Genomic DNA, 24837 nt, shown 5'->3' with positions numbered 1-24837 from the left:
GTCAAGGCCTGCGGATCAGGCTGACGCCGAGCAGCTCCACGTATGCCTGACCGCTGGGGCTCAGCAGCGCGATGTCGCAGACGACGTGGTCAGGGCCGGTGGTGCGGCCGCGGACCAGGCAGCGAAGCGGGTGGGGTAGTGCTCCACTGGAATGCACATGGACGAATCGCACTCGCATGGGCAGGGTCACCGCGCCCAGGATGTGCTCGGCCCACAGCACAGCCAGCTGAAGTCCGGCGTCCATGGCGGCAGGATCGGTATGCGGGTACCGGCCGGGCCATTCGCGCTCCCGCACACCGGTGGCGGTCGCGTCCGCTCCCTCGGCCGAGATGCCGTCGACTGTTTTGAGGGAACGGAACATCGGACCGTGGAACAGGGCCGGGCTGTCGTAGAGGTCGGTGTGCGGGAGCACCTCGGGACAGGTCAGTGGCGACCAGTCGACATGCCGAATCCCGCTGCGCGCGCTCGCCACCCACGCTGCTTGGCACGGTCTGCTGTCCTCGTCGGAGATTCTCAGCTCCACGCCCCCCGGCTGGTGTGCCAAGCTGAGCGTAAGCCGACGTATCCGATCGGGAGGTACGGTCAACGGCTGGAACACCCGAAGGTCGGCGAGAGCGATCTCGCGCCACCCCGGATCGAGTTCCCCGGCGGCAGCGATCAACCGGTCGATGGTCAGTGCCAGGGGAACTACAGCTGTTCCATCGATGCTGTGATCGCGTAAGAAGGTCTGCTCGGCCAAGCCGACTCGCCAGACGGCCTTGCGTTGTCTGCCCGAGTCGTGCAGCGGTCGCTCGCCGTCGGCCGCGACGAGGATTCGCCGGCCGGGCAGGGCCGTTCCCAGTGTCGCGAGTACTGCGCGACCACCCTCGTCCGGCGGCACGAGGTCGACGCCGCCGTCTCGGAAGTGCTCGGCCAGCTCGGAGGTGACCATCCCGCCCTGCCACGGTCCCCAGCCGACCGCGGTGATCGGGCAGCGTGTGTGGTCGGCCGCTGCTACCTGGAAGAGCACTTCGTTGGCCATGGCGTAGTCGCTCTGCCCGGCGTTGCCGAACTGCGCCGCCACCGAGGAGAACAAGTACACGAAGGTCAGCGGATCTGCGGAGGTGGCGCTCAACAGCGAGCGCAAGCCGTGCACCTTGGCGCCGAAGACCTGGTCGAACATCTCTGTTGTCTTCGCCTCGACGGGCATGTCGGCGAGCACACCGGCGCCGTGGATCAGGCCGGTGATCGGCCCCCATTTCCTACGAACTCGCGACAGTGCCTGCTCGACAGCGGCTGAGTCGCGGATATCCACCGGCATGTACCAGACGCTGCTGCCCGCGTCGATCAATGCGGCGATGGTGCCACGCACCTCGCGGGCCGCGCTGACCCGCTGCGCCACGGCACCGACCTGGGACGGTGTCGGCATGGGGCCGCCGCGACGCGAATGATAAGCCACCAGTGCGTGTTTGACGGCCTTCTCGTCACCGGCGGAGCGTAACCACAGGGGCTCTTCGGCCAGCGGCGTCCGGCCCAGGAGCACCAGGCGCGGCCGGTGCGCTCGCGCGACAGCCAGCACGGCGGTGGCGGTGATGCCGCGGGCACCCCCCGTCGCGACGATCACCGAATCGGGGCCGACGATCTGATCGTGGTAGGGACTTGCCCGCCACTGCGATACCGGCAGCGGCACCGGCTCGGCCTCGACAGCCAGGGTGGTGCGTCGGCCATCGGCATGTAGGCCGACGTCCAATAGTGTTCCCCCATAACATAATTCGTCTGCGAGTGCATTGGCGATCCGGTCCGGGGTGCGCCGCGCGCGTTCGCAGTCGATGGCCTTGACCGCGACATCGGGCCATTCCTTCGACAGCGTGCGAGCAAGGCCGGCCAAGCCGCCCAGCCAGGCGCGCTCACCCTGGCGTCCGCCGAGACCGAAGTCCGCGCCGGTGTCCTGGACGGTCACGAACAGTTCGCTGTGCCGCACGGCGGGGGAGCGGGCAATCGAGAACGCCTCTCGGTTGAGGGCTACCGCGTCCTCGCTGCCCCGCACGTCCCGCAGCCCCCCGAGGAAGATCAGTCCGCCGACCTCCGCCGGTATCCGCGAGGCTGTCATCGCGTCGATGCCCCGGGCGGTGAGCCGCTCGACGAGCGCAGCGGCCACTCCGGCTCCGTCGTCGGTGACGAACAGTACCCGGCAGTCGAGGCCGGACGGTGACAGGCCGGAGGCGGGGGCAGGTACTTCGCGCACGACGTAGCGCACCAGTCGGCCGGTCGGTGACGCTCCCACCGTCGAGGTCGCACCCGCTGTCGCGGTCACGTGCGCACCTCTGCCGCCAAGCGGTCCGCGATTTCTCTGATCGTCTGAAGTCGGCCGAGTTCGGCCGCGTCGAGCGGCGGCAGGTCCTCGATGCGGTCACGCAGAGCGGACAACACCTCGACCCGTTTGATGGAGTCGACGCCCAGATCGGTTTGCAAGTGCATATCCGGGGTCAAAATATCCACGGGATAGCCGGTCTTGTCCGCCACTACCTGCAGAGTCAGCGCGATCAGGTGGTGACTCGCTGGGCCATCACCATCGCCAGGCGCCGACCCCGAATCGGCTCGCTCGGGCGGACTCGGTGCGGGCGGTGTCCAAGTCTGGCGCTCGGGTTCCCGATCAGGCCTCGGTTCGGTGGTGAAGTCCGGCCGCCTCTGCGAAGACTCGGCGAAGACATTCGCTCGCTCGGGCGGGCTCGGCTCGGGCGATGTCCGAGTCTGGCGCTCCGGTGCCCGATTGTCCCTGGGCTCGGCGCTGGAGTTCGGCCGTCTCTCTGGAGACTCGAAGAAGAAGTCCAGGGTCGGCGCGGCAGGCGGGGCGGTGTCGAAGAGGTCGGTGTCGAGGAGGTCGGGGGCCGGCTGCATCGGCGTCACCTCCTCACTCGGGGCAACCGGCTCGTCCGCGGCGGGCGTATCACCGAGGTGAGCACGCACAGGTGCGCCGTTCGAGGCTGGACCGCCCTCGCTCGGGTGCGGAGTAGGCCGGTGCCACGCAGTCGGTTCCGCCGTGGGGTTCAGCGACCTGCCGACCGCCGAAAGGTAGGCGAGGTGAGCGTCGGCCGTCGTCCGCTGATAGGCAGCGTGTGTCGCCGCGACCAACCGGTGGAGTTCGCGCACCGTTTCCCACCACTCGGCACGCCCGTTGGGGGTCGGATACTGGGACGGTTCTGTCCGATTTTGCGTCGTGCTATGGGCTGGTTGTGGCATGACGGGAATTACCTCCGGTGAATCTGTGACCTCCGCGGGCGGATACACCTTGCCGTAGTTGGTACCTGAAATCTGCACGGTGACAGCGGATTTCGGCGGGGCAGGCCGAGAATGCGGCGCGTAGTCCTGCCACAGCGGCGCGAGATTCATCGGCACGCCGTGCGCGATGAACGCGGCCAGACCGCGGTGCAGCGCTGTGAGGCCGTTCTCACCCTGCCGGTCCAGCGCGATGGCACTGTGCACGCGCGATCCCAGGTTCGCCCCTACGAGCCCGGTCAGGACCGATCCGGGGCCGACCTCGACGAAGGTGCGGACGCCGGCGTTGTACATCGCGGCTATTTGATCGGCGAACCGTACCGGGGACGCCAGATGCCGGGCGAGCCGATCGGCGATTCCTTCGGAGCGAGAGGGATACGTCGACGCGTCAGTGTTCGCATATACAGGTATTCGTGGAGCGGCGAGGTCCATCTGCCGCAGATAGCTGTGCAGCGGAACGATCGCGTCGCGCACGAGCGGACTATGAAACCCCGCCGACACAGTGAGTCGACGCACAGGGACGCCGCGCTCTGCCAACCGATCGCCCAGCGCGGCGAGAGAATTGACCGCGCCGGAGACAACTATCTGTTCGGGAGCGTTATGGTTCGCGATCCACAGGTCAGCAAAACCCAAGTCACGCAGCACATGCTCGACGTCCTCGACCGTCGCTCGGACGGCGAGCATGCCACCTGGTTCGTGGGCGGCATCGCGGATCAACTCGCCGCGCCGCCGGGTCAGCCCGAGTAGCGCCACCTCGTCGAAGACTCCGGCGGCGTGCAGTGCGGTCAACTCCCCGACGCTATGGCCGGCAACGCAATCCGGGCGGATGTTCAGGGCGGCCAGCACGGCTGCCAGGGCCATACTGTGCGCGGCGACGGCGGGCTGCGCCCATTCGGTAGCCGTCAGTTTCGTGGTCTGCGCATCTCTGTCCTCGTCGGTGAAAACCGGTGCCGGGAAAACGATCCGGTGCAGCGGTTGCTCGGCTATCGGGACATCGGCCAGCCGATCCCACAGCAGCCGGGCCTGCGAGACATGCATCGCGACGTCCATGCCCATGCCCACGTACTGGCTTCCTTGGCCGGGGAACAGGAATGCGATGTGTCCGCAGTCTGCCGGGCCGACTCCGTAATACGTCCCGTCCGGGATGCTGAAACCGACGCGGGGCGCCTCGCGGATGCGAGCGAGGGCCTTATTCGTCCTATCTCTCAGCTCGTCGGTGTCGGCGGCTACCACTACGAGCCGATGGTCGGGAACCTCGCCAGGCAGCATCGCCTGGGTTTCGCGAGCGATCAGGGCCAGCGGCCGTTGGTAATGCGCGACTTCGTGGCAGCGGTCCGTCAGTTGCTCCACGGTGGCACCGGTCAGGACGACCAACTCGGACGGCGCGGTTCGGGTGCTAAAGGGCCGACGGCCGCCGCCGCGGGGGACATATTCCTCGACGGTGACATGGAAGTTGGTGCCGCCGAAGCCGGAACTGGACACCGACGCGCGCCGTGGGTGCGCGGAGCCGCGGATCCACGGCCTGGCGGCGGTGTTGAGCTCGAACGGACTGCCGGTCAGCTCCAGGCGTGGGTTCGGCCGGGTGACCTTGATAGTCGGGGGAATTACTTTGTGGTGCAAGGCGAGTACGGCCTTGAGCAATCCGGCGGCCCCCGCCGCGGACTTGGTATGTCCGAACTGCGACTTGAGCGACCCGAGAGCACACCAGGGAAAGGACGAATGACGCGCCTCGCCGAACACCTGGCGCAATGCCGTCACCTCGGCGACATCACCGGCGGCGGTCCCGGTGCCGTGCGCCTCGACCAACTCGACGGTGTCCGGGGTATAACCGGCCGCTTGATAGGCCCGGCGCAACGCACGGGCCTGACCCTCCGGCAGCGGGGTGTAGACCGCCGTGCCTCGCCCATCGGAAGAGGACCCCACCCCGCGCAACACCGCGTAGATCGCGTCGCCCGCGCGTTCGGCGTCCGCCAATCTCTTGAGTGCGAACAGCCCGATGCCCTCGCCGAGAACCATGCCGTCGGAGTCCGCCGAGAACGGGCGGCAGTCCCCGGTGGGCGACAGTGCGGGCGTCTTGCTGAAGCTCGTGTACCAGACTGCGTCGTTGAGCGTGTCCACGCCGCCGGTAATCACCATGTCGGCCTGTCTCAGCCGTAACTCGTTGACCGCGGCCGACACCGCCGCCAGCGACCCGGCACAGGCCGCGTCGGTGATGTAGTTGCTTCCGTGGAAGTCGAAACGGCCGGCCACCCGCCCCGCGACCACATTGCCGAGCACTCCCGGGAGGGTCGCCCGTTGCCAGGGAACATAATGTTCGGCGATGCGCGCACAGATGGCTTCCACCTGGTGCTCGGGAAGACCGGCCTCGCGCATGGACTTCGCCCACACAGGGCGCTGCATCCGGCTGGCCATTGTGCTCAACAGTTCCATCGGACCCGCGCCGAGGATGACACTCACCCGGTCCGGGTCGTAGCCCGCGGTGCCGTGCCGGGCGAGGTCGTCGAGGAGTTTCTGGGTCGCCACCAAGGTGAGCAGCTGCGAGGTATCGGTCGCGGGCAGCGCGCCGGGAGCGATCCCATAGGTGAGCGGATCGAAATCCACGGGGTCGAGGAAGGCCCCGCGGTAGCTATAAGCCTTGTCCGGGGCAGTGGGATCCGGATCGAAGTAGTCCGACGGCAGCCAATGCGTTCGGGGGACATCGGTGATGAGATCCCGGCCCTGCACCACTGTGCGCCAGAAGCCGTCGGCGTCCGCGGAGCCCGGCATCAAGGTGCTGACGCCGATCACTGCGATCGGCTCGTGTACGAATTCTCGCGACGGTGGCGGCCTGGTCATCGTGCTGCTCCGGTTTCACTGAGTCGGCGGGGAGCAAAGTGGAAACCTCTTGCGGCGACGGGCAATCCGCATACCCGCCCCTGGTGAGCGCGGGTGATCACGGCCGCTCCCTCCAGCAGGTTGAGCGCGATCTGCACAACGCCGCGGTTCTCGGGCGCGGCCAGAAACGACCCCTCCGCCCATCGGTTGAAGGCGCCCATGGCTGGGCCGCACCAGATCTGGTAGTCGGCTCTGCGGTCGGGATCGCCCGCGATAGCCCATCTGCTCGACATGCCCAGATACCATCGAAACACCAGCGCCATACGATGTTTGGCGTTGCGGTCGGCGAGGGCGAGCTGATCAGGATCCCGGTCGGCCCAGAACCGCGAGGTCTGTGCCCACACCGTTTCCAGTGGGGCGGCGAAGATCTGCTTCTCGATCTGGGTACGCCGGTGGGCGGGAATGTCCTCCAGCGACTCGTATGTCTGGTAAAGCTCGTGCAGCAACGCCGACCGGCCCGCGAACATGGTGCCTCGCCGTAGCACCTGAACGCGGACGCCCATCTCGAACATGTCGGCGGACGGAGCCATCGCGGTGTCGGTGATGTCGGCTTGGACGAGCATGTGACGGCCCACCTCGGACATGCCCGACTCGATGGCGGCCTGATTCACCGAGCCGGTGAGAACGTAATCGGCGCCGAGCGCGAACGCGGCGGCCACCGCGGCGGGTGTGCCGAGTCCGCCCGCGGCCCCGACCCGCACCGACCCCGCGACACGGTCGCGCAGGGTGCGAATCGCGGGCAGCATGACCGCCAAGGACCGGTTATCGGTGTGTCCTCCGCTGTCGGCCTCGACCGTGATGTCCTGGGCGATCGGAATGCGTGCCGCCAGCGCCGCTTCCTCGGCGCAGAGCTCACCGTCCGCCACCAACTGGCGAAGCAGCGGTGCCGGCGGCGGGGACATGAACCTCTCCGCGGTCTCCGGCCGCGACACTTTGGCCAATACCCGGCGCGCCCGCCGCACGCGACCCGTCCCATCGGTGCACAGCCCCCGCGCCATACAGAGGACGACAGCAGGGGTCAGGTCGAGGTAGGCAGACATCGATACCACCGGGACGTTCAGTTCCACGAGCAGCCGCGCGGTCCGCACCTCGCTCGCCGGCTCGTTGGGGGAGTGGATAAGGTTGACACCCCAGTTGCCCCGCCCACGCAGAGTCAGGGCCAGCTGCTCGACGGACCCTCGCAGCACCTGCTCGCGCAGGCCGCCCGCGCCGAATAAGCCCATCAGGCCCGCCGAGGCCAACGTCTGGACCATCTTCGTTGTGGCGATCCCGGTGGACATTTCGCCGACGAGGTAGGGGAAACGGACGTGGTGGGTCCGGCAGAATTGCCTGCTGCCGAGCCATTCGGGGTACAACGCGGGAAGAACTCCGACCAGCCGCGCATCCCCGTGACCGCCGCCGTCCGACTCCGGACCTGGAATCCGCTGGACACCCTTGCGGCCGGTCGACGGAGCCTGCAGCACCCGCAGGGGGCTCCGGATCTCTCTGACCAAGGCGGTGATCTCACCGGGCTCGAACCGCACGGCAGCGTCGTGACGGGATTGATCGGCATAATTGTGGGCGTGCGTAACGCCTGATGTGGTCAACTTCTTTGCCACCTCCGCACTCGATCGCGCCGGCGAAAAGCGCAATCGTGTATTAGTGGCATTACGAAAGCGCTTTGTCGAGCGGTCGAATATTTCCACCACTGTACTCCACGTCGGGCGCTGAGGCGCTCGATGTCCGAATCCGGCAGAGTTATTTCTACGCTACTACGGTAACGTCGATCAAAATATATTTGGAGCCGGAAAAGACAAATCGATTTGTCGAAGAGTGACAATAGAACTGGTTGCCTGCGAGCGAGTCGATGTTACGTTCGGGGCGACGCGCGACGGAGGTCGCTATGGTTACCGAGTCTGCGAGTTCGCCCGCTGACGAACTACAGGCCTTACAGGCGGGCGGATGCACGCAAGCGCAAGCTTGGGACCTGTTCGACCGCCTACCCGCGGCCTCAGTGGAAACGATCACGGTGGGGCGGTGGCGCGGTGAGGAGCTCGATACCGGGCATCCCTTCGCAGGTACGCTGACCGCGTCGGGCTGGCTCGGAAAGCAGTTCGATACCAGTGAGCAAGTGTACCCGCTGGTCTTTTCCGATGAGGCGGGCCATGTGTTCGCCATCGACCCACGGTTCGTTTCGGTCCATATTCTCGAATCTGCCTCGACATCCGCCGCGGCTGGAATACGGAAGGCGCTGCGGTTCATCCGCCCCGCAGTGAGAACCCGCTCCGCCAAGGCTTGTCTGCGTGACATCCTGTACCGCGGGGTGGTCAGCGCCGCGCTGATCTACGATCACCGCGCGGCCATAGATTACTTCCGCCGTGTCGATGAAAAGGCGCTGCTAGGGGTGGAGGAGATACGTGATATGGCCGAACCGTTCTTTTTCGTATTGCGACGCTGAGGACAAAGCAAAACGATCGCCGCCGTGGCTCGGCGCAGCAGGTACTCGATCGCGGCCCGCGAATCCGCCGATGTGGGCCTCGAGGTATCTCGTGGACTGAGTTTCGCCGCATCGGTCGGTGTAGTCGCGGCGGCCGCGTGACCCCTACCGAGGATCGCTCGCCCCGCCGGGCGGCTCCCGCAGCGTTTGGGCGGGCCGCCGCCCGAACCGCGTCCGGTACTCGCGCGCGAACCGGCCCAGATTGCCGAAACCCCACCGCCGCGCCACCACGCCGACGGCGCCGCGGTCGGCCGGATCGGCGGCCAGCAGATCCGCGTGCGCGCGCCGCAGCCGCGTCTCGCGTACATAGGCGGTCGGCGTCGTCGAGAGATATCGCGCGAAATTGTCTTGCAGCGCACGCACACTCAGCCCGGCCGCCGCCGCCAGTTCCACCACGGTGCCCACCGCGCCCGGATCCCGCTCGACGCGTTCGAGTACCCGCCGCAGCGGCGCCGGGGTCGTGTCCGCGCCCAGCAGCGCCTCGGAGAAGTCGTGGCGCCCGGCCACCAGCAGGCCCGTCATGAGCGATTGTTCGATGGCCGCCGCCATGGGCGCGCGTCCCAGCCGCGTGGGGGACACCTCGGCCAGTTCGATCCACGCTCGCACCAGCCGCACCCACGCCCGTCCTGGCCCGCGCAGATCGAACACCGGCCCGAACACCGGCCCGGTAGCCACCGGCCGCTGCAGCACCGACGCCAGATGCCTTGCCAGGACGGCGGATTCGATCCGCACCGTCAACGCCACGCACCCCGGTGACCAGCAGGCCGAGAACGGCCGGAACGGATTGGCGATCACCCCCGCGTCCGCGCGCCCGCGGCCCTCCGCGTCCACGATGCGGCCCCGGCACGGCACCGTCACCAGATACGCGTCCGCGCCCGCGTCCCGGGTCGCCGAGATCTCCACCGCCGCACCGAAACTCCAGCGATGCACCGACATCGTGCCCAAGCCGGCCGCGCAATGGACCGCCTCGAACGGCGGACCGTCCCCGATCACCCGCAGGGAATGGCGGCGCAATATCGCGCTGTTGCGCGCACATGCCGTGGACGGGTCGGTCGTGCGGAACAATTCGTGCTGTTCCAGCACGGTCGTCGAATCCGACATCATCCCTCTTCGCATCGGTGTCCCGAGAGAGCCGTGGTGCAGCGGGCATTCCCCACGGTCGCTCGGATAACCCTCTGTCCCACAAGTTTTTTCGCTGCCCGACCGATGCCGGCCGGTCGAAGACGATTCGCGCAGTCTTTCGGCCGATGCACGCAATCGGCGATTATCGCCGCCGCCGACGGCTAGCCGGGCGGTGAGGGAGAACGGTCGAATCGAACCGGTCCGTCGGCATTTCGCGCATCGCCTACGGCCTGCGGCGCCACGCCCGCCTGCCCCCGGTTCAGCCACACCGACCTCATCCAGCACCTGTTCGCAAACCCAGAGGAGTCTCATGTACTGCCCGATCATCACCGAGTTGTTCGCCCCTGTCGTCGCCGCCCGTGGCGCCGCCGTCGCGATCGTCGAGGACCACCACCGCACCACCTACGAGCAGCTCGACGCGCTGAGCGAGCAACTCGCACAACGACTTCGCGACGCGGGCGTCGGCCCCGGCAGCCTCGTCCCGATCGTCGCTCATCGCAGCGCCGCGCTCGTCGTCGCGATGCTGGCGGTACTCAAGACCGGCTCCGCCTACACCCCGATCGATCGCGACAACCCGTCCCGCCGCCGCGCCAAGATCATCGAACAATGCGGTGCGCCGGTCGTGCTGTCCACCGGCTCGCCTTCGCGTGAATCCGGCACGGTCACCATCGAATTCGCCGACGGCCCGGTGTTCAAACCGCTGGAGAAGGGCGCCGCCTACGTCGTGTTCACCTCCGGCACCACCGGCACCCCGAAGGGCGTCGTCGTGGACCAGAAGGCGGTGATCCGGTTGGTGCGCTGGCACAACGATCGATTCGACACCGGCGCCGACGCGCGCACCACGCTGATGAGCGGCGTGGGATTCGATGTGTCCCAATGGGAGATCCACTCCACCCTCGCCGCAGGCGCCACCGCCCACGTCGTGGACCCGGCCGTGCGCGCCGACCCCGCCGCGCTGCTGGACTTCTACGCCGAGCACGCCATCACCCACGCCTTCGTGCCGACCGTGCTGACCCCCGACGTGGTCGCCGCGCCGCGGCCCGCCGATCTCGCGCTGCGCTACCTGTTTTGCGCGGGGGAAAAGCTGCCGCCGATCCGGACCGGGCCGCTGCCCTACACCCTCGTCGACTACTACGGGCCCACCGAGGCCACCATCTTCGCGACCTGCCGCGTCGTGGACCCCGCCGCCGAACAGGCGCCCTCGATCGGCACCCCCATCTCCGACACCGAGGCGTTCATCCTCGACGACGAGCTCGGCGAGGTCGATCCCGGCGCAGTGGGGGAGCTGTGCTTGGCCGGAACCTGCTTGGCCCGAGGCTATCTCGGCGATCGCGACCGCACCGAGGACCGGTTCGTCTGGTCGCCGCGGCTCGAGCGGCGGCTGTATCGCACCGGCGACCTCGCACGCTGGCTGCCCGACGGCAGCATCGAATTCCTCGGCCGCAGTGACGATCAGGTCAAGATCCGCGGCTACCGCATCGAACTCGGCGACATCGAGGCCGCGATCCTGGACAACCGGTTGGTCAAGCACGCCGTCGTCGTGGTGGACGACCAGGATCGCGCGTCCTCCGCCAAACGCCTTGCCGCGTTTGTCGTTCCGCGCGAGCACGACACCGACCCCGACGCGCTCGTGCGGACGTTGCGCGTGCACATGCGCGACGAACTGCCCGACTACATGCAGCCGGGCATCTACCAGTGCCGCACCGACCTGCCCGTCACCGCCAACGGCAAGATCGACCGCGCTGGCCTGCGCGCGGACCTCGCGCAGGACCGCGACGTCCCCATGCCCGACGCCGGGTTCGAGGGCGACATCGAACACGCCGTCGCCGAGATATGGCGAGAGGTATTGGGGCACAACAGGTTCTCCGCCACCGACAACTTCTTCGACGTCGGCGGCCACTCCCTGCTCGCCACCGCGCTGATCGGCGAGATCTCCCGCCGCGTCGGGGCCCGCGTCTACATCTGGGACTTCTACGGTGACCCGACCGTGCGCGGTCTCGCCGCCGCCATCAACTCGCGCGGCGACGAGGCCCCCGACTGGGAGGGCGAACCGGTCCGCGAACTCGCCGACGACATCCATCTGCCCGACGGCGTCGACTACCGCACCGGCTGGGACGAACGCCAGCTCACCGACCCGAGCCACACACTGCTCACCGGCGCCACCGGCATCATCGGTGTGCATCTGCTCGGGCGTCTGCACGAGAGCACCGACGCCGTCGTGCACTGCCTGATCCGCGCCGGGTCACCCGCGCTGGCCCGCGAACGGCTGCGCGCCGTCGTCGCCCGCTACGAGGTCACCGCGGTCGACTGGGATCGTGTCCGCGTCCACGCCGGCGATCTGGCCGAGCCTCGATTCGGGCTCGACGCGGATGAGTACGCGGCCCTGGCCAGCGACGTCGACGTCATCTACCACAGCGCGAGCGCCGCCAACTTCATCCAGTCCTACGCCTACATCCGCCGCGACAACGTCGAGGGGCTGCGCACGGTCTTACGTTTCGCGGGGGACGACCACGTCAAACCGCTGATGCTGGTGTCGTCGATCTCGGTGTACAGCTGGGGGCATCTGTTCACCGGCAAGTCCACCATGTACGAGGACGACGACATCGATCAGAACCTGCGCGCGGTCGTCACCGATCTGGGCTACATGCGCAGCAAATGGGTGATGGAGAAGGTGGCCGAACTGGCTGAGGCACAAGGCCTTCCGGTCATGAAGTTCCGCCTCGGCTACGCCCTGTGCGACGCTCGCACCGGCCACGCCGCCACCTACCAGTGGTGGCCGCGCCTGGTGAAGACCTGCGTCGCGCTCGGCGCGATCCCGGACCTGCAGAACCTGCGCGAGGGTCTGATCACCGTCGACTACATCGTCGACGCCATCGCCGCCATCGGTCGCGACCCCGGCGCGGCCGGGAAGAACTTCAACGTCGTGCCCGCCCAGGATCGCATCGTCACCCTGCGCCGCTTCTTCGAACTGCTGGAGGAGCACTTCGGCTACGAGTTCCGGGTGCTGCCGTACGAGCAGTGGGTGGACCTGTGGAAGGACGACCCGCAGGCCCCGCTGTACCCGCTGCTCAACATGTTCCACGACCACATGCTCGACCGCCGCTCGACCATCGAGCTGTACCAGAACACCTATCTGTGGGACAAGACCAACGTCACCGAGCACTTGGTCGGCACCGGCGTCGAGGAACCCACCCTCACCCCCGAGATCCTCGACCGCTACCTGCGCCGCGTCCTGGCCGAACCCTACGTGCCCGCCGCGATGGCCGACGCGCGATGACTCGTGTCACCGATGGTCCCGCGCGCCTGGTCGGCGCGCGGGACCGCCATGCCGCCACCGCAGCTCTGCATGCCTTCATCACCACCGATTTCCGGCCCCGCAGCGGAGGCAGCTGGTTGTTGGCGGTCAAGGACAATATCGATGTCGCCGGGTTGCCGACGACCGGCGGCGTAGCCGCTCTCGCCGCCCATCGCCCCGTCCGCGACGCGACCGCCGTGCATCGCCTGCGCCGCGCCGGAGCCCACATCGTCGGCAAGACCAACCTCGACGAACTGGCCTACGGCGCGACCGGCGACAACCACTGGGCCGGCCGCGTCGCCCACCCCCTCGACCCGGCCCGGATCGTCGGCGGCAGCAGCGCGGGCACCGCGGTCGCGGTGGCCACCGGCGTCGCCGACGCCGGATTGGGCACGGAGACAGGCTGTTCCGTGCGCACCCCGGCCGCGCTGTGCGGACTCTACGGTTTCCGCCCCACCACCGGCCGCTACCCTCTGGACGGCGTCATCCCGGTCTCACCCACCCGAGACACGCTCGGCCTGATGGCTCGTGATCTCACCACGATCCGCACGCTCGACGCGGTGATCGTGGACGAGCGTGAGAAGGGCCTCGATAATGCTCCTGACAGCGCACCACGGGTGGGAATCCCGTTGTTGCCCTTCTATTCAGGGCTCGCACCCGACCTGCGCTCAGCGGTGGACCGGTTGCTGGCTCAACTGTCCGTCGCGGGTTGGGAACTGGTCGTCGCCGACCTGCCCACCCGCGCGCTCGAATTGCACGCCCGCTGCGCACGCACGATCCCGTTCCACGAGACCCCGGCCGCGATGACCGGCTACCTCACCCGCGCCGCGCTGCCGTTGACCTTCGCGGATCTCGCTGCCGCGGTGGACAATCCGGGCATCGCGGCCACGCTGAACCGGCTGGTGCGCGACCCGGTCCCCGAGCCCGTCTACCGCCGGACCCGCACCCGCGACCGCCCCGCGCTACAGGCGTTGCTGCACCGGTTCTTTCACCAGCACGCCCTCGACGCGCTGCTGCTGCCGACCTCTCCGATCACCGCGCCGATCCTCACCGGCTGCGACCGCATCGAGGTCGGCGGCGAGGAGGTCTCCGCGTTCGACACCTTCCTGCGCACCACCGATATGAGCAGCTGCCTGGGTTGGCCCGCGATCACCGTGCCCGCCCCGCGCGACGCGGACGGCCTGCCCTTCGGCATGGACCTGCAAACCCTGCCGGGCCGCGACCTGTCGCTGCTGCGTCTCGCCGCCCGCGCCGCCCGACTCTGGAATCCGGAAACCCTATGACGCACTTGTCGACTCGCCCCGCGCCGCTGCCCGCGCATGCGGTCCTGGGCGACCCCGACCTGCCCGCCACCCTCGACGACATCGCCCTGCTGCACGCGCACGACGCCACCGACCCGCGCGAGGTCGTCTACCTCAGCCTCGGCGAGACCTGGAGCCGGGCCCCCGCGGCCCTGATCCGCCACCTCGCCGAGGTCCCCGCCTACAGTCACGGCTACATCGTCGCCCCGCACGGCCTGCCCGCCCTGCACACCGTCCTGCGCCGCTTCGTCGTCGACACGCATCGGCTCGAAAACCTCGTTCCCGAAGACGATTTCGAGGTCGCCGTTACCCAGAACGGCACCCGCGACGCCATGTTCGACTACGCGCGACTGCTGCTCGACGCCCCTGGCGCGGGCCGCCCGCAGGTGGTCTGCTCGGCGCCGGGCTGGGACTACCCGGGCGTGTTCGCGCCGCTGGGCTACCGTGTCCGCCGCTTCCCGCTGGACCCGGCCGCCGGGTATCAGCCCGACCCCGCGCACATCCGTGCGATGCTGCACGTCGCGGCCCGCGAGGCGCGCGGCGCGGCGACGGTGCTGGTGATCAACGCCCAGCACAATCCGACCGGCGCTCAATGGGATTCGCGCACGGTCACCGCGCTGCTCGACGCCGCCGCCGACACCGGCGCCGCGGTCCTCGTCGACGACGCCTACCACGGTCTCTGCGATCCCCCCGGACCCATCGTCGACGTCCTGCGCACCGTGCTCACCCACTACCGCGACGCCATGGCGTGGCTGGCGGTGCGGTCGCTGGGAAAGCAGTTCCACTGCAACGGCTGGGGCATCGGCGTGCTCACCGGCGCGCCGGACACCGTGAGCGCCATGGTCAATCGCCAACTCGGTCACCACGCGTTTGTCTCCTCGGTGCCGCTGCAGGCCGCCATGGCGGCCTGGCTCATGACCCCGGCCCAACGCGTGTACTCCGCCGCGATCGCGCGCGAATACCGCGACAAACGCGCCCGCGTCGCCGAGGCGTTGCACACCGTGCTCGGCTTTCCTCGTGACGCGGTCTTTCGCGGCACCGCCACCCCGTACCTGCGCACCCGCGTCCCTCCGTCCTACACCGGCCCCGACGCGGAATACCGTTACCGCCGAGACTGTTTGACCCGCGCGGCCGTGCTGCCCGGCAGCGGTGACATGGGTGCGCAGACACCCACCGACCCGCCGTACATCCGCTTCTACCTCGGCGCCCCCGGAACCCGACCTGTCCGTCGCCGTGTGTCGCATGGCCGAGGCGGGACTCGGCTGGGCTGGGTGATCCACACGCACTGGCAGTGGCGCCGTCGCCCCGGTTATTTCCATCCGGATGCGGTGTTGTTCCGAATAACCGCTGGCGCCGACTGCGGTGCTGAATGTGTTCGCGTGTGCGACATGACAAGGAGCTGTGCATGTTCTACAAAGCAATGGCGGCGACGGTGGCGGTGATGGCGGCGACCTTGTCGGTGGCTACCGGCGCGGCGGGGGCGAGTCCGCAGGAGTCGGGTGTCACGGTGGCGGGCTACGGGCTGGCCGAGGATGCCGGGTTCGTCGCCGCCGGTGACGTTCGGGATCGGGGTGGCCGGGACCGAGGTGACCGGGCGGATCTGGACCGAGAATACCGGGCGGATCGGGACCGAGGTGACCGGGCGGATCGGGCGGATCGGGACCGGGGCGACCGCGGCCGTCGTGGCCGAGCCGACCGGCGCGACCGAGATGATCGCAGGGACCGGGGTGACCGCGCCGATCGCGGTGACCGCGGTGACCGCGGCGGCATGAACGACGCGCCACACGCCTATGCCTACTGAAGGCCGCGAAGCAGCCGTCCTGAAACAGCGATGATGACGGCGATCAGCGCCACAAGGTGAGCAGCGTATCCGGGTGCGGCGAGAGCACAGTGCCGCACCCGGGTACGCATCGGTTCACCGAAGATCAAGAGCACGGCGGGTTCACCCGGAAGACACCGCGTCATTCGGTTCCGGTGATCATGAATGGTTGCAATCCGGCTGACCAGATCGCGTCCGGATCGCGCGAAGTTCCGGGGCGCGGCGGACGGCCCAGTCGGATGTGGCGGTTACGGGGTCGCAGATGTTCGATCAGCAGAAGCAGGGTGAGGGCGAGTAGGAGGCCGGTGGCTGCCAGCAGGTCCCGACGAGAGGGAACGATCTGTGATAGGTGCTGTGAATGCCTCTCCCGCGCAGAATGTTTGGACTGACTCGCCGTGTCGGCAGCGTCCCACAGCGTGAGCAACCGTGCCGCGTCCGTGCGGCACACCAGCGCGATGTCGTGCACGGCGCGGCGTGGGGGGAAGATCTTGCCGTTGACGTAGCGCTCCAGCGAGGCTCTGCTGTAGGGGATCTCGGCGGCCATCGTGGTGAAACTCAGCCCGCGTGCTCGTTTCGCCCGCCCGAGCTCGACGGCCAACTGCTGACCGGCACCGGTCGCGAGCGCGGCGGCCGATGATCGGTTGCGGGACAAGGTTTTCGGCACGGTCGTCGGCGCGCACGCTCGGTCGAAGCGGCGTGACAGCCGCCTTCCGGTGGGCGCGACAGTGCGGTTCTCTCGTGCATTCCGTGCGTTTTCCATAGCTCTGTTCCCACGTTGGTGACGATTCCGAACACGGCGAGTGCTATGCCGGTTGCGACGACGGCTGTGGTCGCGAGTGCCGCGGCGATAATCGATCTACCGCCCTGAACTCGGCGACGGTGACGCCACCGCGGTACTCGGATCCCGAAGTGCCGCCCAGGTTTTCGGGCCGACCATCCCGTCGGGCGCCAACCCGGCGGCCTTCTGGAGTTGTTCGACGGCGTGCCGGGTGTCCGAGCCGTACACTCCGTCGATCCCTTTCGGGTCGATGTGATGGCTGCTGAGCAGGCATTGCACCTCGATCACGTCTTGGCCCGAGGCACCGGAAGCGATGACCCGGGAGGTGGATTCGCTGTGTCCGGCGTAGAGCAGACCGGTGTGGGTGGCATAGCGGCATTGGAAGTCGATGCTCGTGGCGGCGGCCGGGGCCGGCGCGGTCGGGTGGTCGATCATGGCCTGCCGCACCGCAGCTCCCGCCGCGACTACTGTCAGCGCGGCGAGCGACACCGCCGCGCCGCCGCGCCACGCCTGGCGTGCCGAGGGAGCCGGCGGCGGTTCGCCGAGGGGAGCGCAATGGCATTGGGCGGGCGCCTGTTCGAGCGTCGCCTCCTCCCATGCCGCCAACAGCCTGCGGGTGTCGACGGCGGAGAGTCGGACGTGGCGGGCCGCCTGCTCGACCACCCGCAGCGGCGGGACGGCGGTCCCGCGGAGATAGCCTTTCCAGCAAGACATTTCGCAGTCGGTCGCGCCGGCCAAGAAGCGCAGTCCGAGCCTCGATCGTTGTCGGAGTTCCTGCAATCGGGTCGCCAGATCGTGGGTCATTCGTTCGCCTCCCCAAGGCGTAGCGGCCCTTAAGGTCGCTTTGACTCTTACTCGCCGCGACGTCGAGCATAGCCGCCGTTAGTCTTTAGAGTCAATATGACCTAAAGGTACAGTGGTCCCCATGACCGGACGATTCCCCGCGAACAGCGCGGTCGCTGTGGATCTGGTGATCCTGACCATTCGCGACGACCTGCTGCATGTCCTGGTCGTCGAGCGTGCGAACCCGCCTTTCGCGGGCGCCTTGGCACTGCCCGGTGGCTTCCTGGAGCCGGCGGAGGACCTGAATCAGGCTGCGGAGCGCGAACTGTGGGAGGAGACCGGTCTGGACGCCCGGGATCTGCATATCGAGCAGGTCGGCGCCTACGGCGCCCCCGACCGCGATCCCCGCGGTCGGGTGGTCTCGGTCTGCTACATGGCGCTCATGCCCGATCTGCCGACACCGTCCGCCGGCGGTGATGCGCGCGCCGCACACTGGCTGCCCGTGGAAACCTTGACGAGGCAACCGAATCGGCTGGCGTTCGACCACCACACGCTGCTGTCCGACGCGGTCGAACGGGCCGGGGAGAAGCTGTCCTACACCACGCTGGCCGCGTCGTTCTGCCCGCCGCGCTTCACCGTCGCCGAGCTGCGCCGGGTCTATGAGATCGTCTGGGGCACAAGGCTGGACCCGTCCAACTTCCGGCGCAAGGTAACCGGCGTGCCGGGGTTCCTGGTTCGCGCGGACGACCGCACCACGGCCACCGGGGGCAGGCCGGCGCATCTCTATCGCACCGGCCCCGCCGCGTATCTGCGTCCCGCTTTGTCCCGCGAAACCCTGACCGGGCAACGCTGAGCTCCACCGCCACATCGAAAGCGCCGGAGCCGCAACACCTTCAGCTCGCGCGTTCTACGATCGTCGTATCCTCACCCGTCACGGGGACGACCGCAAGGGGAGTGGGACGCATGAGGAACGCGGGAAGGGCACGGCTGGGCACGGTGGTGATCTGCACCGCCCTGGAGTTCGAATACCGGGCGGTCCGTGACCATTTGAGCCCGCCGTTCCGCGAGCGCGTCGAGCGCGGCACCCTGTACGAACTGGCCGAATATCCCACACCCCGCGGTACGTGGACGGTGGCACTCGCACAGACCGGCGCGGGCAACGTCCAAGCGGGAGTTCAGCTCGAGCGGGCGGTCGCGGCCTTCCGGCCGGCGCTGGTGGTTTTCGTCGGGGTCGCGGGGGGCCGTAAGGATGTGGCGCTCGGCGACGTGGTCGTGGCCGACGCGGTGTACGACTATGAGACCGGCAAAGACACCGGCGGCGATTACTTTCCGCGGATCAAGACCCAGGCCCCGGCGTTCCGGCTCCTCCAACGCTCCAGTTCTGTTGCACGCCAAGACGAGTGGCAGACGCACATTGCTCCGGCTGTCGACGGCGAGCCGACCGACGTAAAGCGGCGGCCCCGCGCGTTCGTCAAACCCATTGCGGCAGGCAACAAGGTGATCGCGGACCGGGATTCCGCGGCGGCGCGGTTGCTGGACCGGTATTGCGGCGACGCCGTCGCCGTCGACATGGAGGGGCACGGATTTCTGAACGGCGCCTACGTCAACCCCGACGCCGCCGCGCTCGTCGTGCGCGGAATCTCCGATCTGCTCAGCGGCAAGTCCGCATCCACCGACGAGAAATGGCAGCCCGTCGCCGCCCGCCACGCCGCGGCATTCACCTTCGAGTTACTCACCCGCGAGGGTGCCGGCACGAGCGGTCGCAACTGGCACCGCTTAGTGGCCGCGGCGGCCGGTTGTGCAGTCGCGATCGCGGTAGCGCTGATCGCCCTACCGACGCGCGAACCCTCCACCCGATCCCCCGAGATCCGCTCCGACCCTGTGGTGGAACGAGATTCGACCAGTGTCTGCGTTCCCGACCGTGCGGGCCGGGGCCAGGCGTGCGTGCACCCCGGCCCGAACCTCTCCGGCTGGATCATCAACTACATTCACGACACCAACGACGACCTACTGCGAGAATCCGCACTCGCCTCGGCCGAGTCCATCGAGAACAACCGGCAGTCCTGCACGATCACCGTGTTCTCCCAACGCAACCACACCGGCGAGTCCTTCGCCCTGCGCCCCCAGCAGTGGGCGAACCTGAACGGGACACCGTTCTACCATCACCTGGGCTCGAACCGATGGAGTTGCTGACCGTGCGCCGCTTCGGTGCGAGCCCGCCGCCTCGGCGACCGCGTGGAACGGCAGCCGTAAGCCGCTTCGCGCAGCCGGTGCCGACGTCGCAGCGACCCGCCGGTGACCTCCGCCGCCAGTCGACGTAGTCGGCGCGGCGACAGTGCACCACGGCCGCCGTGATAACCGCTGTCACCGGCGATTTCGTGACCGCGGCCGATGTAATGTCGAAGCGGCTGACGACATCAAGGATGCGATGGCCTGGTCTTCGTCGATTATCAGACCGGCGACGCGACAAACAGGGCCCGCAAATCGGGGCCACCCCGCAAATGGGCGTGAAACCCATTGCCGCCCAACGGAATCTAGGTAGCCAGCACAACGTCAGCTTCCTGGCCTTCAGCCTGTAGTCACCGAAGAGAAATACTGTCGGATTTCTTCGGCCGGTGTAGTGCTCCGGTGACAATGTCGTGCGCCGTGTGTTTCGGTGACTCATTGTCGTGTCGCGATTGTGTACGTTGTGTTCGCGAGCCGATTGTGGCGATGCGGTGCGAGCCCCTGCACGGAAAGGCCCATAAGAGCGTTCGGTCCGGCGGCGAAGGGTTGATATGACGCAAGCTCAGGTGATCGGCGGGTTGCGGATGGTTGGTGTGGCGTTGGATTTGGGGTTGTCGCCCGTAATGGCGGGAGTGACGGCTCGGCGACGCTGGGCGATGGGGCTGCTCGAGCGCGGGCAGGCGGATGCTCGCACGGTCACGCGCGTGCGGCGTTTACGCGCGGAGTTCGGGGCGGGGCCGGTGGAATTGAAGGTACTGGGGAGACGGTTCGTCATCGTCCTGGACCCGGCCGATGTGGAGCGGGTTTTGGCGCAATCTCCGGGGCCGTTCACCCCGGCGAATCGGGAGAAACGCGCAACCCTCGGTCAATTCGAGCCGCACGCGGTGCTGATCTCGGAGGGGCCGGTGCGCGAACGGCGTCGCGGGGTGAACGAAGCCGCGCTCGACACCGCGTCGCCGACGCATCGGTCGGCCGAGCCGTTCGCACGAGTTATCGCGCAGGAGTGCGGCGTGCTCACCGAGTCCGCGCTGCGCGACGGGTACGTCGACGCGGCCGGACTGACGGTGGCGTGGTGGCGGATCGTGCGCCGGATCGTGCTCGGCGACGCCGCCCGCGACGATGACCGCGTCACCGACGACCTGTGGCGGTTGCGGTCGGCGGGGAACTGGTCCTACTTTTCCTGGCCGCATCGCCGACGCCGGGATCGCTTCCTCGAGCAGCTGTATCGATACCAGGAAACCGCCGCCCCGGACACTCTGCTGGGGGCGCTGGCCGCCGCGCCCGGGGACGCGGCGACCGATCCGATCGGACAGGTGCCGCACTGGTTGTTCGCCTTCGATGCCGCGGGGATCGCCCTGACGAGGACATTGGCGTTGCTGGCGGCGCATCCGAGGCAGTACCTGCTCGCCTGCTCCGATTCCGCCGAGCCGGAGCAGGTTCGCCTGCGGCCGTACCTGCGGGCGAGCATGCTGGAATCGCTGCGACTGTGGCCGACCACACCGGCGCTGCTTCGCGACACCACCGAGACGGTGACCTGGCGCGACAACGGGTTACGCACCGAACGAGGCGCCGCGGTGTTGATCGCCGCGCCGGCCTTTCACCGAGACCCCGAGTTGCTGCCCTTCGCGCACTCGTTCGCGCCCGATATCTGGCTCGACGGCCGCGCCGAGCAGTACCCGCAACTGGTGCCCTTCAGCGCCGGACCGGCCGCGTGCCCCGGCCGCAGCCTGGTGCTGTTCACCACGAGCACGCTGCTCGCTCACCTGTTGACCGCCATGGAGTTTCGGCAACGCGCAGGCCGTCGTCTCGCACCCGATGCCCCACTTCCGATGACGCTCAACAACTTCGGGCTCAGCTTCACGGTCCGCCCTCGGGCGCTCGGCGACGACACCCGGGAGCATTGAGCAGAACCAACCCGCGAGCGAAGCCAAAAGTGAAGGCGGGCAAGGCACGCCGCGATTCGCGAACCGACCTGTCGACCGTCAGCCGACGTCGGGCTCACCCACCCGCGAGCGCTTCAGTTCGGCGAACGCGGGCTCCGCGGCGAGCGTCGCGACGGCATCGAACAGCACTGCGGCCTGGGAACCACGCGGAATCGCCGACAGCACGGGTCCGAAAACGCCTACACCATCGATGGTGATGACGGGTGTCCCGCTGTCCGGCCCGGCCGCGACCATCGCCTGCTCGTGGCTACGACGCACCTCATCGTCGAACCGCGTGGAGTAGGCGGCTTCGAGAATATGCGGTGGCGCCTGGATCGCGGCCAGGGATTCCTCGATCACCGCCCGGCGATCACGCAGCCCTTGCTGATGGAAGCGCCGGCCGAACTCGGTGTAGTAGCGCGCCACGAGGCTCTGGTCGCCGAGCCCGGCCAGCGCCGCCGCGGCCCGTACCGGCGGCCAGCCGTCGGGGAGCCGGGCCTTGTACTTCTCCGGGAAGTCGGCTCGATCGGCGTTGAGCACCGACAGGCTCATCACCCGAAACGTCACCTCGATCGGGCGAATCTGCTCGACCTCGAGCAGCCAGCGCGAGGTGATCCACGCGTAGGGGCAGATCGGATCGAAATATATCTCAACACAACGAGTTTCGGCGTTCATGACTCCCACTTCCGCTGATCTCCGATCACGTCCTCGGCATGGTCCCCTCATCAATACCACCGGCTTGACGTATTCCGATATAGGAATATGATTGCGGGCATGGCACGAGCAGCGACCACGTCGGACGTCTTCAACGCGATCGCCGAGCCGCAGCGCCGCGACATCCTGGCGCTGCTGCGGGCGGGTGAGCGGCCGGTGAGTGATCTGGCCGAGGAACTGGGGATGAGCCAGCCGGGAGCGTCCAAGCACCTGCGGGTGCTGCGTGAGGTGGGGTTGGTACGGGTCCGGGGGGCGGGCAAGCAGCGCCTCTACGGCCTCGACGCCCGCGGGCTGCGGCCGGTGCACGAGTGGACCGGCGGGTTCGAGCGGTTCTGGAACGAGAGTTTCGATCGGCTCGACGCATACGTGCAGGACTTGAAGCAGGAACGACAGGAGCGATGACCGATGGCACAGGCACGGCAGGAAACGCGGGCGCAACCGGCGACGACCGACCGGGAGATCGAGATCTCCCGGCTCATCGACGCCCCACCGGAGCTGGTGTTCGAGGCGTTCACCGAGGTGCGGTACCTGTCGCGGTGGTGGGGTCCGGAGGGGTTCACCACCACCACTCGGTCGTTCGAGTTCCGCGAGGGCGGGGAGTGGGAATTCGTGCTGCACGCACCGGACGGGACCGACTACTCCGAGTGGATCCGCTGGCTGCGCATCGAACCACCGGCGCGAATCCTGCTGCGCCACGGCGAGTTCCGTGACGACCCGAACGCGTTCGAGTCGGTCCTGACCTTCACGCCGGTCGGCGCGGCGACCCGCATCGTGATGCGCACGGTATTCCTCACCAAGGAACTGCGCGACGAAGCGGTCGAGAAATACCACGCGATCGAGGGCGGCCGGCAGACCCTGAGCAACCTGGCGGCCTACGTCACCGAGATCGTGCGGAAGGGAGCGGCGGACTGATGGCGGGGAAGGTGTTCTTCAGCGTGTCGATGTCGCTGGACGGGTTCATCGCACCCGAGCCCGTGCCCGACGACAGCGTGCTTTTCGCGCCCGACAAGCAGAACGACCCGGACGTGCGGCGCTGGACGGCGCAGTGGACGCAGTTGCAGCAGTGGGCCTTTCCGCTGCGGTTCTTCCGGGAGAACCTGCGATTGGGCGAGGGCGGCGAGGAGGGCCGCGACAACGACATCGCGCGCGAGACCTTCGAACGCACCGGCGCGAGCGTCATGGGCAAGCGCATGTTCGACCTCGGTGCGCAGGCCTGGCCCGAGCGGGCGCCCTTCCACACCCCGGTCTTCGTCGTGACGCACACCGAGCGTGACCCGTGGGAACGCCCGGGCGGCACCATCTTTCACTTCGTCAACGATGGCGTCGAGCACGCTCTCGACCAGGCCCGTGCCGCCGCAGGCGACCGCGACGTCCGCATTGCCGGCGGCGGCGAGACGATCCTCGAGCACCTCAACGCGGGCCTGGTCGACGAGTTCACGATCACGCTCTCGCCCGTGCTTCTCGGCGCGGGCACCCGCTTGTTCGACAAGGTGGACGCGTCCCGGATCGACCTGGAACCGCTCCGTTCGGAGCCGTCGTCGCGGGTGACGCACCTGACCTACGCCGTGCGGCGACGATAGCCGCGCCACCCTGGTCGAGTTCGGCGTCGATGTCAAAGATCTGCTTTCATCGCCCCACTTCGCGCTGATTCTCGATCACGTCGTCCGCGATTCGATGTCGATCCGCGTACCACCGCCTCGACCAGCACCGCCACCACGATATTGAGGCCGAGCGCGGGCAACCCGGCGTTCACGTGCGCCAGGTCGATCTTACAGAACGTCGCCCAGATGGTGAACGCCTCGCCCACGACGATGCCGCACACCACCGCCGCCGTGCCGAGCCACGGCCGCTCGGGTAGCGCGGCCACCAGACCGGGCGCGAACTGGACCAGCCCGCTGAAGGTGATCAGCAGCAGATTCGCCAGGGCGTTCGGCCGGGTCAGATCCAGCACCAAGGCCAACGCCAGCACGAGCAGGACCACACCGTGGTTGGCGAGGATCTGGGCGCGGGGACCGCCGCCGCGAATCACGTTGCGCGCCATATTGGATGACATCGACAGCACGATCGCCGACGCGGGCACCATCGCCGCCGACGCCCCCGCCACCGCGATCAGGCCGAGCAGCCACGCGGGCATGGCCTGCGCCGACAGCGTCAACAGCGCCCCGTTGGCGGACGCGTCGCTCGGCAGCGCGAGCAGGGCGACGAACCCGATCATCATCGGCGGCACCAGCATGATCTGGTAGAGCGGCAGCAGTATCCAGTTGCGGCGCAG

18 protein-coding genes and 1 pseudogene are annotated in these 24837 nt (G+C 68.2%); 11 read left to right on the top strand and 8 right to left on the bottom strand.

The annotated features are described in order from the left end of the window. Position 1: 1 nt before the first annotated feature. From ON39_RS48165 to ON39_RS13730, 3 genes are read right to left on the bottom strand one after another with little or no spacing between them, the layout of a single operon-like run. The gene (locus ON39_RS48165; protein WP_051186586.1) at positions 2 to 2293 is read right to left on the bottom strand and encodes an SDR family NAD(P)-dependent oxidoreductase; all 2292 of its coding nucleotides are present in this window, start codon (positions 2291 to 2293) and stop codon (positions 2 to 4) included. Then, a complete protein-coding gene (locus ON39_RS48160; protein ID WP_085998176.1) occupies positions 2290 to 6090 on the bottom strand; it encodes a type I polyketide synthase in 3801 nt (1266 codons plus the stop codon). The genes ON39_RS48165 and ON39_RS48160 overlap by 4 nt, the downstream gene beginning before the upstream one ends. Next, entirely contained in the window at positions 6087 to 7652 is a 1566-nt protein-coding gene (locus tag ON39_RS13730) for a PfaD family polyunsaturated fatty acid/polyketide biosynthesis protein (protein WP_051186584.1), read from the bottom strand. Before ON39_RS13730 ends, ON39_RS48160 begins: the two co-directional genes overlap by 4 nt. Positions 7653 to 8011: 359 nt before the next feature. Between ON39_RS13730 and ON39_RS13725 the strand changes: the two genes are divergently transcribed. Next, positions 8012 to 8566 (top strand): GXWXG domain-containing protein, encoded by a 555-nt coding sequence (locus ON39_RS13725; RefSeq protein ID WP_040734305.1) that lies wholly within the window; start codon positions 8012 to 8014, stop codon positions 8564 to 8566. Between the two features lie 144 nt (positions 8567 to 8710). Here ON39_RS13725 and ON39_RS45855 read toward each other — a convergent pair whose 3' ends face one another. After that, on the bottom strand, positions 8711 to 9706 hold the full coding sequence (locus tag ON39_RS45855) for an AraC family transcriptional regulator (RefSeq protein WP_169335882.1): 996 nt from the start codon (positions 9704 to 9706) through the stop codon (positions 8711 to 8713). 331 nt (positions 9707 to 10037) lie between these two features. On the opposite strand from ON39_RS45855, the gene ON39_RS13715 reads away from it, so the two are divergent. From ON39_RS13715 to ON39_RS49915, 4 genes are read left to right on the top strand one after another with little or no spacing between them, the layout of a single operon-like run. Beyond that, entirely contained in the window at positions 10038 to 13004 is a 2967-nt protein-coding gene (locus ON39_RS13715) for an amino acid adenylation domain-containing protein (RefSeq protein ID WP_051186582.1), read from the top strand. Continuing rightward, entirely contained in the window at positions 13001 to 14305 is a 1305-nt protein-coding gene (locus ON39_RS13710) for an amidase family protein (protein WP_040734304.1), read from the top strand. The genes ON39_RS13715 and ON39_RS13710 overlap by 4 nt, the downstream gene beginning before the upstream one ends. Next, positions 14302 to 15765: a pyridoxal phosphate-dependent aminotransferase gene (locus ON39_RS13705; protein ID WP_040734303.1), complete on the top strand. Its 1464-nt coding sequence runs from the start codon at positions 14302 to 14304 to the stop codon at positions 15763 to 15765. The genes ON39_RS13710 and ON39_RS13705 overlap by 4 nt, the downstream gene beginning before the upstream one ends. Next, positions 15729 to 16124 carry a hypothetical protein gene (locus ON39_RS49915; RefSeq protein WP_176572797.1) on the top strand — a complete coding sequence of 132 codons (396 nt, stop codon included), beginning with the start codon at positions 15729 to 15731 and terminating at the stop codon, positions 16122 to 16124. Before ON39_RS13705 ends, ON39_RS49915 begins: the two co-directional genes overlap by 37 nt. A gap of 160 nt (positions 16125 to 16284) precedes the next feature. Here ON39_RS49915 and ON39_RS13695 read toward each other — a convergent pair whose 3' ends face one another. Next, complete coding sequence (locus ON39_RS13695; protein ID WP_110293367.1) at positions 16285 to 16902, bottom strand: helix-turn-helix domain-containing protein; 618 nt, start codon at positions 16900 to 16902, stop codon at positions 16285 to 16287. 96 nt (positions 16903 to 16998) lie between these two features. Continuing rightward, positions 16999 to 17724, bottom strand: a complete 726-nt coding sequence (locus ON39_RS13690; protein WP_040734299.1) for a peptidoglycan-binding domain-containing protein — start codon at positions 17722 to 17724, stop codon at positions 16999 to 17001. A 121-nt stretch (positions 17725 to 17845) separates the two neighbouring features. Here ON39_RS13690 and ON39_RS13685 point away from each other — a divergent pair, with 121 nt between their 5' ends. The 3 genes from ON39_RS13685 (at position 17846) to ON39_RS13675 (ending at position 21833) form a co-directional block, all read left to right on the top strand. Next, positions 17846 to 18556, top strand: coding sequence for an NUDIX hydrolase (locus ON39_RS13685; protein ID WP_040734298.1), 711 nt, complete (start codon positions 17846 to 17848; stop codon positions 18554 to 18556). Between the two features lie 110 nt (positions 18557 to 18666). Next, on the top strand, positions 18667 to 19896 hold the full coding sequence (locus tag ON39_RS50060; protein ID WP_051186581.1) for a 5'-methylthioadenosine/S-adenosylhomocysteine nucleosidase family protein: 1230 nt from the start codon (positions 18667 to 18669) through the stop codon (positions 19894 to 19896). Between the two features lie 584 nt (positions 19897 to 20480). Next, positions 20481 to 21833 (top strand): cytochrome P450, encoded by a 1353-nt coding sequence (locus ON39_RS13675; protein WP_040734297.1) that lies wholly within the window; start codon positions 20481 to 20483, stop codon positions 21831 to 21833. Between the two features lie 78 nt (positions 21834 to 21911). Here ON39_RS13675 and ON39_RS13670 read toward each other — a convergent pair whose 3' ends face one another. Continuing rightward, positions 21912 to 22526: a mycothiol-dependent nitroreductase Rv2466c family protein gene (locus ON39_RS13670; RefSeq protein ID WP_040734296.1), complete on the bottom strand. Its 615-nt coding sequence runs from the start codon at positions 22524 to 22526 to the stop codon at positions 21912 to 21914. Positions 22527 to 22625: 99 nt separating this feature from the next. Between ON39_RS13670 and ON39_RS13665 the strand changes: the two genes are divergently transcribed. Genes ON39_RS13665 through ON39_RS13655 form a run of 3 tightly spaced genes read left to right on the top strand, consistent with a single transcriptional unit; the run spans position 22626 to position 24145 of the window. Next, entirely contained in the window at positions 22626 to 22967 is a 342-nt protein-coding gene (locus ON39_RS13665) for an ArsR/SmtB family transcription factor (RefSeq protein ID WP_040734294.1), read from the top strand. A gap of 3 nt (positions 22968 to 22970) precedes the next feature. Further along, positions 22971 to 23477: an SRPBCC family protein gene (locus ON39_RS13660; RefSeq protein ID WP_040734292.1), complete on the top strand. Its 507-nt coding sequence runs from the start codon at positions 22971 to 22973 to the stop codon at positions 23475 to 23477. After that, entirely contained in the window at positions 23477 to 24145 is a 669-nt protein-coding gene (locus ON39_RS13655) for a dihydrofolate reductase family protein (RefSeq protein ID WP_040734290.1), read from the top strand. Before ON39_RS13660 ends, ON39_RS13655 begins: the two co-directional genes overlap by 1 nt. Before the next feature lie 32 nt (positions 24146 to 24177). Here the strand turns inward: ON39_RS13655 and ON39_RS13650 are convergent. Further along, positions 24178 to 24837 (bottom strand): annotated as a pseudogene (locus ON39_RS13650) (sodium:solute symporter family protein); the annotation flags it as partial.

Origin of the sequence: Nocardia tenerifensis NBRC 101015, assembly GCF_000308715.1 — a bacterium.
Classification (GTDB): Bacteria; Actinomycetota; Actinomycetes; order Mycobacteriales; family Mycobacteriaceae; genus Nocardia; species Nocardia tenerifensis.
The sequence above is the reverse complement of the archived record's forward strand: the minus strand, read 5'-3'. Positions and strand labels throughout refer to the sequence as shown.